The 12,685-nt window shown below is 70.4% G+C and carries 10 protein-coding genes; all 10 read left to right on the top strand.

Annotation, left to right across the window (positions count from 1 at the left end; genetic code table 11):
• Nucleotides 1–250 precede the first annotated feature (250 nt).
• The 10 genes from uvrC to ABT084_RS21625 all read left to right on the top strand — a co-directional run bounded on the left by uvrC (nucleotide 251) and on the right by ABT084_RS21625 (nucleotide 12,631).
• A complete protein-coding gene (gene uvrC / locus ABT084_RS21670; protein WP_351046260.1) occupies nucleotides 251–2,278 on the top strand; it encodes an excinuclease ABC subunit UvrC in 2,028 nt (675 codons plus the stop codon).
• The gene (gene rapZ, locus ABT084_RS21665) at nucleotides 2,275–3,222 is read left to right on the top strand and encodes an RNase adapter RapZ (RefSeq protein WP_351046258.1); all 948 of its coding nucleotides are present in this window, start codon (nucleotides 2,275–2,277) and stop codon (nucleotides 3,220–3,222) included. The genes uvrC and rapZ overlap by 4 nt, the downstream gene beginning before the upstream one ends.
• A complete protein-coding gene (locus ABT084_RS21660) occupies nucleotides 3,219–4,289 on the top strand; it encodes a gluconeogenesis factor YvcK family protein (RefSeq protein ID WP_351046255.1) in 1,071 nt (356 codons plus the stop codon). Before rapZ ends, ABT084_RS21660 begins: the two co-directional genes overlap by 4 nt.
• Nucleotides 4,280–5,275 (top strand): DNA-binding protein WhiA, encoded by a 996-nt coding sequence (gene whiA, locus ABT084_RS21655; RefSeq protein ID WP_283452083.1) that lies wholly within the window; start codon nucleotides 4,280–4,282, stop codon nucleotides 5,273–5,275. Before ABT084_RS21660 ends, whiA begins: the two co-directional genes overlap by 10 nt.
• A 158-nt stretch (nucleotides 5,276–5,433) precedes the next feature.
• Entirely contained in the window at nucleotides 5,434–8,388 is a 2,955-nt protein-coding gene (locus ABT084_RS21650; protein WP_351046252.1) for a M14 family metallopeptidase, read from the top strand.
• A 209-nt stretch (nucleotides 8,389–8,597) separates the two neighbouring features.
• Nucleotides 8,598–9,602, top strand: a complete 1,005-nt coding sequence (gene gap / locus ABT084_RS21645) for a type I glyceraldehyde-3-phosphate dehydrogenase (RefSeq protein ID WP_351046250.1) — start codon at nucleotides 8,598–8,600, stop codon at nucleotides 9,600–9,602.
• A gap of 140 nt (nucleotides 9,603–9,742) precedes the next feature.
• Nucleotides 9,743–10,954 (top strand): phosphoglycerate kinase, encoded by a 1,212-nt coding sequence (locus tag ABT084_RS21640; RefSeq protein WP_351046248.1) that lies wholly within the window; start codon nucleotides 9,743–9,745, stop codon nucleotides 10,952–10,954.
• 6 nt (nucleotides 10,955–10,960) lie between these two features.
• Entirely contained in the window at nucleotides 10,961–11,737 is a 777-nt protein-coding gene (gene tpiA, locus ABT084_RS21635; protein WP_351046245.1) for a triose-phosphate isomerase, read from the top strand.
• Between the two features lie 145 nt (nucleotides 11,738–11,882).
• Complete coding sequence (gene secG, locus ABT084_RS21630; protein WP_351046282.1) at nucleotides 11,883–12,116, top strand: preprotein translocase subunit SecG; 234 nt, start codon at nucleotides 11,883–11,885, stop codon at nucleotides 12,114–12,116.
• A 179-nt stretch (nucleotides 12,117–12,295) separates the two neighbouring features.
• On the top strand, nucleotides 12,296–12,631 hold the full coding sequence (locus ABT084_RS21625) for an RNA polymerase-binding protein RbpA (protein ID WP_008741068.1): 336 nt from the start codon (nucleotides 12,296–12,298) through the stop codon (nucleotides 12,629–12,631).
• Nucleotides 12,632–12,685: the final 54 nt, after the last annotated feature.

The following is a 12,685-nucleotide window of genomic DNA, read 5'->3' as shown; positions in this document are numbered from 1 at the left end:
GTTCTCCGACCGGATCAACCCCTGGTTCCGGGAGATCTCGGCCGACTGGGTGGACGACGTGCACGCCCTCCCTCAAACGCCGGCGGGGCTGGGTTTGGCCGGGTCCGGGGCCGGATGTGCCCGGCGCCTCAAACGCCGGCGGGGCTGGGTTTGGCCGGGCTCGGGGCCGGATGTGCCCCGCGCCTCAAACGCCGGCGGGGCCGGGGTTGGGGTCGTCCCGGTTGTCAGAGGCCGCAAGTAGGCTGATGCCATGGCCGACCCTTCCAGCTACCGCCCCAGACCGGGACAGGTCCCCGACTCCCCGGGGGTCTACAAATTCCGCGACGAGCACCACCGGGTGATCTACGTCGGGAAGGCCAAGAGCCTGCGCCAGCGCCTGGCCAGTTACTTCCAGGACGTGGCGGGGCTGCACCCGCGTACCGCCACCATGGTGACCACGGCCGCCTCCGTCGAGTGGACCGTGGTCTCCACCGAGGTCGAGGCGCTCCAGCTGGAGTACTCCTGGATCAAGGAGTTCGACCCCCGGTTCAACGTCAAGTACCGGGACGACAAGAGCTACCCGTCGCTGGCCGTCACCCTCAACGAGCAGTACCCCCGCGTGCAGGTCATGCGCGGCCCGAAGAAGAAGGGCGTGCGCTACTTCGGCCCGTACGGACACGCCTGGGCCATCCGCGAGACCGTCGACCTGATGCTGCGGGTGTTCCCCGTCCGCACCTGCTCCGCCGGGGTGTTCAAGCGCTCCGCCCAGATCGGCCGCCCCTGCCTGCTGGGCTACATCGGCAAGTGCTCCGCCCCCTGCGTGGGCCGGGTCACCCCCGAGGAGCACCGGGAACTGGCCGAGGACTTCTGCGACTTCATGGCCGGGCGCACCGGCACCTACCTCACCCGGCTCGAGGCAGAGATGCAGGAGGCCGCCGAGGAGATGGAGTACGAGAAGGCCGCCCGGCTCCGCGACGACATCGGGGCGCTGCGCCGCGCCATGGAGAAGAACGCGGTGGTGCTCGCCGACGCCACCGACGCCGACCTGATCGCGGTCGCCGAGGACGAGCTGGAGGCGGCCGTCCAGATCTTCCACGTCCGCGGCGGGCGGGTGCGAGGCCAGCGCGGCTGGGTCACCGACAAGGTCGAGGCCGTCGACACGGCCGGGCTGGTCGAGCACGCCCTCCAGCAGCTGTACGGCGAGGAGAGCGGCGAGGCGGTGCCCAAGGAGGTGCTGGTCCCGGCCCTGCCCGAGGACGCGCCCGCCGTCGCCGAATGGCTCGGCGGCCGCCGCGGGTCCCAGGTCAGCCTGCGCATCCCGCAGCGCGGCGACAAGAAGTCCCTGATGGAGACCGTCCACCGCAACGCCCAGCAGTCCCTGGCCCTGCACAAGACCAAGCGCGCGGGTGACCTGACCACCCGCTCCCGGGCCCTGGAGGAGATCGCCGAGGCGCTGGAGCTGGACACCGCCCCGCTGCGCATCGAGTGCTTCGACATCTCGCACCTCCAGGGTGACGACGTGGTGGCCTCCATGGTGGTCTTCGAGGACGGCCTGCCCCGCAAGAGCGAGTACCGCCGCTTCGAGATCAAGAGCTTCGAGGGGCAGGACGACGTCCGCTCCATGCACGAGGTCATCTCCCGCCGCTTCCGCCGCTACCTCCGCGAGAAGCTCAGGACGGGGGAGTGGTCGCCGGCCGACGGCGAGGACGAGGTGGGCGGCGAGGTCCCCGCGGAAACGGATGACGGCCGTCCCAGGCGTTTCGCCTACCCGCCCCAGCTCGTTGTGGTCGACGGCGGCCAGCCACAGGTCGCCGCCGCCCAGCGGGCCCTGGCCGAGCTGGGCATCGACGACATCGCCGTGTGCGGTCTCGCCAAACGGCTGGAGGAGGTCTGGCTGCCCGGCGAGAGCGACCCGGTGGTGCTGCCCCGCACCAGCGAGGGGCTGTATCTGCTCCAGCGGGTCCGTGACGAAGCCCACCGCTTCGCCATCCAGTACCAGCGCGGCAAGCGGGCCAAGCGGCTGCGCTCCGGCCCGCTGGACGACGTACCCGGACTGGGCGAGAGCCGCAGGCTGGCGCTGATCAAGCACTTCGGTTCGGTGAAAAAGCTGAGACAGGCGACAATCGACCAGATCTGCGAGGTCCCGGGCATAGGCCGCAAGACGGCCGAGACCGTGGCCGTGGCCCTCGCCCAGGCGGCTCCCGCCGCTCCGGCCGTCAACACGGCCACAGGAGAGATCATTGAGGACGAGGCCCCCGCGCCCGCGGGAGCAACGTCCGAACGGGGGAGCGAGCAATGACCGAGCACGACACAGAGCGCGACCGAGACGGAGCACAGGTGAGTACGGGCACGACAGTGGAGCCCGGCGATACCGCCGAGGCGGCCATCCCCGAGCTGGTGATCATCTCTGGCATGTCCGGAGCCGGCCGCAGTACGGCCGCCAAGTGCCTGGAGGACCTGGGCTGGTTCGTCGTCGACAACCTGCCCCCGTCCCTGATCCCCACCATGGTGGAGCTGGGCGCCCGCTCCCAGGGCAACGTGGCGCGCATCGCCGTCGTCGTCGACGTCCGCGGCCGCCAGTTCTTCGACGCGCTGCGCGAGTCGCTCTCGGACCTCGAGGCCCGCGGGGTGACCCGGCGCATCGTGTTCCTGGAGTCCTCCGACGACGCGCTGGTGCGCCGCTTCGAGTCGGTCCGCCGTCCGCACCCGCTCCAGGGCGACGGCCGGATCGTCGACGGCATCGCCGCCGAGCGCGACCTGCTGCGCGAGCTGCGCGGTGACGCCGACCTCGTCATCGACACCTCCAGCCTCAACGTGCACGAGCTGCGCGCCAAGATGGACGCCCAGTTCGCGGGCGACGAGGAGCCCGAGCTGCGGGCGACCGTCATGTCCTTCGGCTACAAGTACGGCCTGCCCGTCGACGCCGACCTCGTCGTGGACTGCCGCTTCATCCCCAACCCGCACTGGGTCCCGGAGCTGCGCCCCTTCACCGGGCTCAACGAAGAGGTCTCGGGCTACGTCTTCAGCCAGCCCGGCGCCAAGGAGTTCCTCGACCGCTACACCGAGCTGCTCCAGCTCATCGCCACCGGCTACCGCCGCGAGGGCAAGCGGTACGTGACCATCGCGGTCGGCTGCACCGGCGGCAAGCACCGCAGCGTCGCCATGTCCGAGAAGCTCGCCGCCCGCCTCGCCTCCGAGGGAGTCGAGACCGTCGTCGTCCACCGGGACATGGGGCGCGAGTGACCGGAAGGAGCCTGCGGCTGCGCCGGCTGCGCCGACTGACCGCCGGCCGCGGCGACACCAGCGCCCCGGCCGCCGGGCTGCGGCGCGGCGTCGCGCCCGAGGCGGTCACGCCAAAGGTCGTCGCCCTCGGCGGCGGCATGGGCCTGTCCGCCTCCCTCGCCGCGCTGCGGCGGATCACCGGTGACCTCACGGCCGTGGTCACCGTCGCCGACGACGGCGGCTCCAGCGGCCGGCTGCGCGAGGAGCTGGGCGTCCTGCCGCCCGGCGACCTGCGCAAGGCGCTGGCCGCGCTGTGCGGCGACGACGAGTGGGGCCAGACCTGGTCCCGGGTCATCCAGCACCGCTTCGAGTCCCGCGGCGACCTGCATGGGCACGCGGTCGGCAACCTGCTGATCGTCGCCCTGTGGGAGAAGCTCGGCGACCCGGTGCAGGCCCTGGACCTGGTCGGCAAGCTGCTCGGCGCGCACGGCCGGGTGCTGCCCATGTCCGCGGTGCCGCTGGAGCTCCAGGCGCTGGTGCGCGGCCACGACCCGGCCCGGCCGGACGAGGTGGACACCGTGCGCGGGCAGGCCACGGTGGCGCTGACCCCGGGCGAGGTGCAGTCCGTACAGCTGGTGCCGAGCGACCCGCCGGCCGTGCCGGAGGCCGTCGCCGCGGTGCTGGACGCGGACTGGGTGGTGCTCGGTCCGGGCTCCTGGTTCTCCTCGGTGATTCCGCACCTGCTGGTGCCCGAACTGCTCGACGCACTGGTCGAGACGAAGGCCCGGCGGGTGCTCTCGCTGAACCTCGCGCCACAACCCGGTGAAACAGAGGGCTTCTCTCCGCAGCGTCATTTGGAGGTTTTGGCCCGACACGCCCCTAAACTCGCCCTGGACGTGGTGCTGGCCGACGAGGCCGCCGTGCCCGACCGCGAGTCCCTCTCCGATGCCGCAAAACGGTTCGGTGCCGCGGTCGAGCTGGCGCCGGTGGCCAGGCCCGACGGGGCTCCGAAGCACGATCCGGAGCTGTTGGCCGCCGCGTACGACCGTATTTTTCGGATGCATGGAAGGATCGGCCCATGGCGATGACGCCCGCGGTGAAGGATGAGATCGCCCGGCTGCCCGTCACCCGCACCTGCTGCCGGAAGGCCGAGGTCTCGGCGATTCTGCGGTTCGCGGGCGGGTTGCACCTGGTGAGCGGCCGCATTGTCATCGAGGCGGAGCTGGACGCGGGCATCGCCGCCCGGCGGCTGCGCAAGGACATCCTGGAGATCTTCGGCCACTCCTCGGACCTGGTGATCATGGCCCCCGGCGGGCTGCGCCGCGGCAACCGGTACGTCGTCCGGGTCGTCGCGGGCGGCGACCAGCTGGCCCGCCAGACCGGGCTCGTGGACGGCCGCGGCCGCCCGATCCGCGGGCTGCCCCCGCAGGTCGTCTCCGGGGCGACCTGTGACGCGGAGGCGGCCTGGCGCGGCGCCTTCCTGGCCCACGGCTCGCTGACCGAGCCGGGCCGGTCCTCCTCCCTGGAGGTCACCTGCCCCGGTCCGGAGGCCGCCCTGGCCCTGGTGGGCGCCGCCCGCAGGCTCTCCATCGCCGCCAAGGCGCGCGAGGTGCGCGGGGTGGACCGGGTCGTGGTCCGCGACGGCGACGCGATCGGCGCCCTGCTGACCCGCCTCGGCGCCCACGACTCGGTGCTGGCATGGGAGGAGCGCCGGATGCGGCGCGAGGTCCGCGCCACCGCCAACCGGCTCGCCAACTTCGACGACGCCAACCTGCGCCGCTCGGCCCGGGCCGCGGTGGCCGCGGGAGCCCGCGTCCAGCGCGCCCTGGAGATCCTCGCCGACGAGGTCCCCGAGCACCTGGCGGCGGCCGGCCGGCTGCGCATGGAGCACAAGCAGGCCTCCCTGGAGGAGCTGGGCGCGCTCGCCGACCCGCCGCTGACGAAGGACGCGGTCGCCGGCCGGATCCGGCGCCTGCTGGCGATGGCCGACAAGCGGGCCCAGGACCTGGGCATCCCGGGCACCGAATCGAACCTCTCCGAGGCCGATGAGATGGCGGACAACCTGGTCGGCTGACCGAGCCCGCCCGGGCGGCCCCGGCCGCCCTCCTCCGAAAGGGGCCCGCACGCGATCCCGTGCGGGCCCCTTTCGGCGTTTCCCATTGACATGGGCATGTGGGGGTCGTGAGCCTGTCGTGCGAACTCTTTCGTGGCAGACGACGCCCAGGGGGGCACATGAGGCACCGCGCGAGATCGATCCTCGCCGCAAGCGCACTCGTCTTCGGTTCACTCGCCGCCGTACCGGTGGCGGCCCAGGCCCAGAACGGATCCACGGCGGGACCGGCCGCGGACGAGGTCCGGGTCTACGACGCCGACATCACCAAAGAACAGGTTCCGCTGGTCCTCGCCGCCGGCCAGGACGCCCACGAGCTGAACGAACAGGCGCCGGAGCACGGCACCGCCAAGGTCGAGCTGTTCCTCACCACGGTGCAGGCCAAGAAGCTCGGCGCCCAGGGCGTCAAGCTCGCCGAGCGCAAGGTCCCGGCGCAGGCCACCGCGCGGGTCAAGGCAGCCGGAGACGGGGTCTTCCGCCCCTACAGCGGCAAGGGCGGCCTCCAGGAGGAGATCGTCAGGACCGGGCAGAGCAACCCGGGCCTCACCAAGGTCGTCTCCATCGGCAAGACCGTCGAGGGCAAGGACATCCTCGCCGTCAAGGTCAGCAAGAACGCCCGGCAGACCGGGGACGGCTCCAAGCCCTCGGTCCTGTACATGTCGAACCAGCACGCCCGCGAGTGGATCACCCCCGAGATGACCCGGCGGCTGATGCACTACTACCTCGACAACTACGGCAAGGACCAGCGCGTCACGCAGCTGGTCGACTCCACCGAGATGTGGTTCGTCCTCTCCGCCAACCCGGACGGCTACGACTTCACGCACGCCCCCGACGGCGACCGGCTGTGGCGCAAGAACATGCGCGACAACAACGGCGACGGCAAGCACACCGCCCTCGACGGCGTCGACCTGAACCGCAACTTCCCCTACAAGTGGGGCTACGACAACGAGGGCTCCTCGGCGGAGCTGACGAGCGAGACCTACCGCGGCCCCAAGGCGGAGTCCGAGCCCGAGACCGTGGCCCTCGACTCGTTCGAGAAGCGCGTCGGCTTCAGGTACGCCGTGAACTACCACTCCGCCGCCGAGCTGCTGCTCTACGGCGTGGGCTGGCAGGTCGCCACCCCGACCCCCGACGACGTGGCCTACAAGGCCCTCGCCGGCACCCCGGAGCACTCCGCGATCCCCGGCTACTACCCGCAGGTCTCCTCGGAGCTGTACACCACCAACGGCGAGGCGGACGGCCACGCGGCCAACGTCAACGGCGTCATGATGTTCACGCCGGAGATGACCACCTGCCAGACGGCCTCCGACAGCGACCCGAACGACCAGTGGAAGTCCGAGGACTGCGCCTCCGGCTTCAACTTCCCGGACGACGAGAAGCTCATCCAGGCGGAGTTCCAGAAGAACATCCCCTTCGCCCTCTCCGTCGCCCAGTCCGCCGCGCACCCGGACAAGCCCGTCTCCTCGGTGGGGCTGAACGCCGCCGACTTCACGACCGATCCCTTCACCACCTCCTACGCCGCCCGCGGTGAGGACCAGAAGGTCTCCGTCACCGCCCGCAAGGCGCTGAAGGACAAGGAGCTCAACTACCGGATCAACGGCGGCCGCGTCCACGACGAGGACCTCAAGGCCTGGAAGGGCGGCCAGACCTACGGCGGCGACGACAACAACTGGTACGACGAATACCGCGCCTCCGTCGGGGGCACCCGGCCCGGGGACAAGGTCGAGGTCTGGTTCACCGGCCGCGACGGCTCCCGCCAGGTCTCCAGCGAGCACTTCACCTACAGCGTGGCCGAGCGGCCCCGCGCGGACGTCCTGGTGATCGCGGAGGAAGGCGCCAAGGCCCAGCAGGCCCAGACGTACGTGGACGCGCTGCGGGCCAACGGACGCTCCGCGGCCGTCTGGGACGTCGCCACCCAGGGCGTGCCGCACCACCTCGGGGTGCTCTCGCACTTCGGTACGGCCGTCCACTACACCGGCGCCCAGGCGCCCGGCGGAGCCACGCAGCTCGCGGTGCGCGACTTCCTCAACGAGGGCGGCAAGCTGATCGAAGCCGGTGAGCTGGCGGGCGGCGACGCCAAGGTCGGCCGCGCCCTCACCGACGACTTCAGCCAGTACTACCTCGGCGCCTACGACCGCAGCAACGCCACCGGCGCGAAGGGCTTCACGGGCGCGGGCGCGCTCGGCGGGGCCAAGGGCGCGCTCGGCGACGCCCCGGGCAACCCGCTGGACCGCCCCGGCTCGTACAGCGTCACCTCCGACGCGCTGCCCGCCGCGAGGTTCCCGCAGTTCAAGAGCGCCCAGGGGGGTCTGTACGACGGCATCGTCAACCCCTACGCCCCGTACGCCGGGTCCTGGATGGCCTCGGCCCTCCACAACGACAACGACTGGAAGCGCCTGGTCCGTACGGTCGACCTCACCGGGGTCACCGCCGCGGACCGGCCGCAGCTCAAGATGGCCCTGAACTGGGACACCGAACCGGGCTACGACCACGCCGTCCTGGAGGCCCACACCACGGGCGCCGAGGACTGGACCACCCTGCCGGACCTGGGCGGCCAGACCAGCGCCACGGTCCCCGCGGAGTGCGCGGGCGGCTTCTTCATCAACGGCCACCCCTTCCTGCGCCACTATCTGACCCTCGCGGGCGGCGGCTGCACCGCGCAGGGCAGCAGCGGCGCCTGGAACAGCTTCACCGGGTCCTCCGGCGGCTGGAAGCAGGTCACCTTCGACCTCAGCCCGTACGCGGGCAAGACCATCGAGGTCTCCCTCTCCTCCATCACCGACCCCGGCACCGGCGGCCGCGGGGTCTTCGCCGACGAGGCGCGGCTGTCCGTCGGCGGCGCCGACCAGGCGGCCGAGGGCTTCGAGACCTCGCTCGGGGCCTGGACCGCGCAGGGCGCACCTGCCGGAAGTCCCGAAGTTCCGGGAGATTGGTCCCGCTCCGGGGAGCTGTTCAAGTCCTACGCGGCGGTGACTACGCGTAATACCGTGCTCCTCGGCTTCGGCCTGGAGCACCTGCCGGCCGCGGCGGACCGAGCGGTACTCGTCGGTAAGGCGCTCCGCTCGCTGAAGCACTGACCTGCGACCCCACTGCCCCTCACGCTGCGTGAGGGGGCAGAAAGTCCTCGACGGCCCGTACCTGAGCGCGTGGTACGGGCCGCCGGGGCGTGTCAGGCCCCTTCCGATGTCACCCCCAAGCTCACGGAGAGGTAGGGTCATAAGCGGTCGGGGACATCCCATACAGCTCGCCGGCGGACAGGCCGGCGCACCAACGAGGAGATCGGTTCGTGACGATCCGCGTAGGCATCAATGGTTTTGGCCGAATTGGCCGTAACTACTTCCGGGCGCTCCTGGAGCAGGGAGCGGACATCGAGATCGTCGGTGTCAACGACCTGACTGACAACGCGACCCTGGTGCATCTGCTCAAGTACGACACCATCCTGGGCCGCCTCAAGGCCGAGGTCTCGCACACCGACGACACCATCACGGTCGGCGGCAACACCTTCAAGACCTTCGCCGAGCGCGACCCCGCGAACCTCCCCTGGGGCGAGCTGGGCGCGGACATCGTCATCGAGTCGACCGGCATCTTTACCAAGAAGGCCGACGCCGCGAAGCACATCGCCGCGGGCGCGAAGAAGGTCCTCATCTCGGCTCCGGCCAAGGACGAGGACATCACGATCGTGATGGGCGTCAACCAGGAGAAGTACGACGCGGCCAACCACCACGTCATCTCCAACGCCTCCTGCACCACCAACTGCGTGGCGCCGATGGCCAAGGTCCTCCTCGAGAACTTCGGCATCGTCAAGGGCATGATGACGACGGTCCACGCGTACACGAACGACCAGCGCATCCTGGACTTCCCGCACTCGGACCTGCGCCGCGCCCGCGCCGCCGCCGAGAACATCATCCCGACCACCACCGGTGCCGCCAAGGCCACCGCGCTGGTGATCCCGGAGCTGGCCGGCAAGCTCGACGGCATCGCGATGCGCGTCCCGGTTCCCACGGGTTCCGTGACCGACCTCGTCATCGAGCTGGAGCGCGAGACCACCAAGGAAGAGGTCAACGCCGCCTTCCTGAAGGCCTCCCAGGGCCAGCTGAAGGGCATCCTCGACTACACCGAGGACGCGATCGTCTCCTCCGACATCGTGAACTGGCCGTTCTCCTGCACCTTCGACTCCTCCCTGACCATGGTCCAGGGCAAGAGCGTCAAGGTCATCGGCTGGTACGACAACGAGTGGGGTTACTCCAACCGTCTCGTCGACCTCACCGTCTTCGTCGGCGGCCAGCTCTAATCTTCAGGGCAGGCACCGCGATGTGAAGCACCAGGGCTCGGACAGCGCGATGAAGCGCTGTGCGGGCCCTGTTGTTTGCCTCGTACCTCTCGCTCCGCACAGGCGAAAGCCATGTATGGGGATAAGGAGCAGAAATACATATGAAGACGATCGACGAACTTCTCGCCGAGGGCGTCACCGGCAAGCGGGTCTTCGTCCGCGCCGACCTGAACGTGCCGCTCGCCGGTACGGAGATCACGGACGACGGCCGCATCCGCGCCGTCCAGCCGACGATCGCGAAGCTCGCCTCCGCCGGCGCCCGCGTCATCGTCGCGTCCCACCTGGGCCGCCCCAAGGGCGCCCCGGACCCGGCCTTCTCGCTGGCGCCCGCCGCCGCGCGGCTCGGTGAGCTGCTCGGCCAGGACGTGGCGTTCGCGACCGACACCGTCGGCTCCTCCGCCAAGGAGACGGTCGCCGCCCTCGCCGACGGCCAGGTCGCCGTCATCGAGAACCTGCGCTTCAACGCCGGTGAGACCGCGAAGGACGACGCCGAGCGCGGCGCCTTCGCGGACCAGCTCGCCGAGCTGGCCGACGTCTACGTCGGCGACGGCTTCGGCGCCGTCCACCGCAAGCACGCCTCGGTCTTCGACCTCCCCGCGCGCCTCCCGCACGCGGCCGGTTACCTGATCGCCACCGAGGTCGCCGTCCTGAAGAAGCTGACCGACGAGGTCAAGCGTCCGTACGTCGTGATCCTCGGCGGCGCCAAGGTCTCCGACAAGCTCGCCGTCATCGACCAGCTGCTCGGCAAGGCCGACCGCATCCTCATCGGCGGCGGCATGGCGTACACCTTCCTCTACGCCAAGGGCTACGAGGTCGGCATCTCCCTGCTCCAGAAGGACCAGGTGGACGTCGTCAAGGAGTACATGGAGCGGGCCGAGAAGAACGGCGTCGAGCTGGTCCTGCCGGTCGACATCCTCGCCTCCACGGACTTCCCCGACCTCAAGGGCAAGACCCCGGCGGAATTCGTCACCGTCGACGCGGACAAGATCCCCGCCGACAAGGAGGGTCTGGACATCGGTCCCAGGACCCGTGAGCTGTACGCCTCGAAGATCGCCGACGCCGAGACCGTGTTCTGGAACGGTCCCGTGGGCGTCTTCGAGCACCCCGACTACGCCGGCGGCACCCGCGCGATCGCGCAGGCCCTCGTCGACAGCGACGCGTTCACCGTCGTCGGTGGCGGAGACTCCGCCGCCGCCGTGCGCACGCTCGGCTTCGACGAGAACGCTTTCGGCCACATCTCGACCGGTGGCGGCGCGTCCCTCGAATACCTCGAGGGCAAGACGCTCCCCGGCATCGCCGCTCTGGAGGTCTGACCCCGTATGACCACGCGCACTCCCCTCATGGCCGGCAACTGGAAGATGAACCTCAACCACCTCGAGGCCATCGCACACACCCAGAAGCTCGCCTTCGCGCTCGCCGACAAGGACTACGACGCCGTCGAGGTCGCGGTCCTGCCGCCCTTCGTCGACCTGCGCTCCGTCCAGACCCTGGTCGACGGCGACAAGCTGAAGATCAAGTACGGCGCCCAGGACATCTCGGCGCACGAGTCCGGCGCGTACACCGGCGAGATCTCCGGCGCGATGCTGGCGAAGCTGAAGTGCACGTTCGTGGCCGTCGGTCACAGCGAGCGCCGCCAGTACCACGGCGAGAGCGACGAGCTCTGCAACGCCAAGGTCAAGGCCGCCTACGCGAACGGGATCACCCCGATCCTGTGCGTCGGCGAGGGCCTGGACGTCCGCAAGGCCGGCGAGCAGGTCCCGTACACGCTGGCCCAGCTCGACGGCGGCCTCAAGGACATCCCGGCCGAGCAGGTCGAGTCCATCGTCATCGCCTACGAGCCCGTCTGGGCCATCGGTACCGGTGAGGTCGCCACCCCCGACGACGCGCAGGAGGTCTGCGGGGCGATCCGCACCCGCCTCGCGGAGCTGTACTCGCAGGACGTGGCCGACAAGGTCCGCATCCAGTACGGCGGCTCGGTCAAGTCCGGCAACATCGCCGCGATCATGGCGCAGCCCGATGTCGACGGCGCCCTGGTCGGCGGGGCGGCGCTGGACGCCGACGAGTTCGTCAAGATCGTCCGCTTCCGCGACCAGTGAGCTGCTTGATCGTCGCAGCGAGTATGCGGTAGCACGGATCCGTCGTACCCTTGCGGGGGCCGGCAGGCTGGACCAACAGCCGCCGGCCCCCGTCGGGGTTCACAGCACACCAGGGAATGTCAGAAAGTAGGAATCAGCCGTGATTATGGGGTTCTCGATCGCCCTGGTCGTCTTCAGCCTGCTGCTGATGCTCCTGGTGCTGATGCACAAGGGCAAGGGCGGCGGTCTCTCCGACATGTTCGGAGGCGGCATGCAGTCGTCCGTCGGCGGCTCCTCGGTCGCCGAGCGCAACCTCGACCGCATCACGATGGTGATCGGTCTGCTCTGGTTCGCCTGCATCATCGCGCTCGGCCTGCTCATGAAGTCGAACGGCAACTGAGCGATCCGGCCATTTCATCGGTCCGGCAGGCTCCGCCCGATCTATCATGAGGTCCGCGTCAGTGGTCCGGAAGTAGTAACTCCGGTCACTGGACGCGCGTTGGGCCTTACGTAGACTGGGGCGCCCGCGGCGGAATTCCATTCACGCTTCGCGGCACCATCACGCAGGGAGTTACGACCGTGGCAAGTGGCAACGCGATCCGTGGAAGTCGGGTCGGAGCGGGGCCGATGGGCGAGGCCGAGCGCGGCGAGTCCGCGCCCCGCCTGCGCATCTCCTTCTGGTGCTCGAACGGGCACGAGACGCAGCCCAGCTTCGCCAGCGACGCACAGGTGCCGGACACCTGGGACTGCCCGCGCTGCGGGTTCCCGGCGGGCCAGGACCGGGACAGCCCTCCGGCGCCCCCGCGCACCGAGCCGTACAAGACGCACCTGGCGTACGTACGCGAGCGCCGCACGGACGCGGACGGCGAGGCGATCCTCGCCGAAGCCCTCGCCAAGCTCCGCGGCGAGATCTGAGCGGCGCGCCCCACGGCGACGACCCAAGACGTCGGCCCGGCCCGCGGAAGAGCT

The sequence above is a fragment of the Streptomyces sp. NPDC002138 genome, from assembly GCF_040296485.1.
GTDB lineage: Bacteria > Actinomycetota > Actinomycetes > Streptomycetales > Streptomycetaceae > Streptomyces.
The sequence above is the reverse complement of the archived record's forward strand: the minus strand, read 5'-3'. Positions and strand labels throughout refer to the sequence as shown.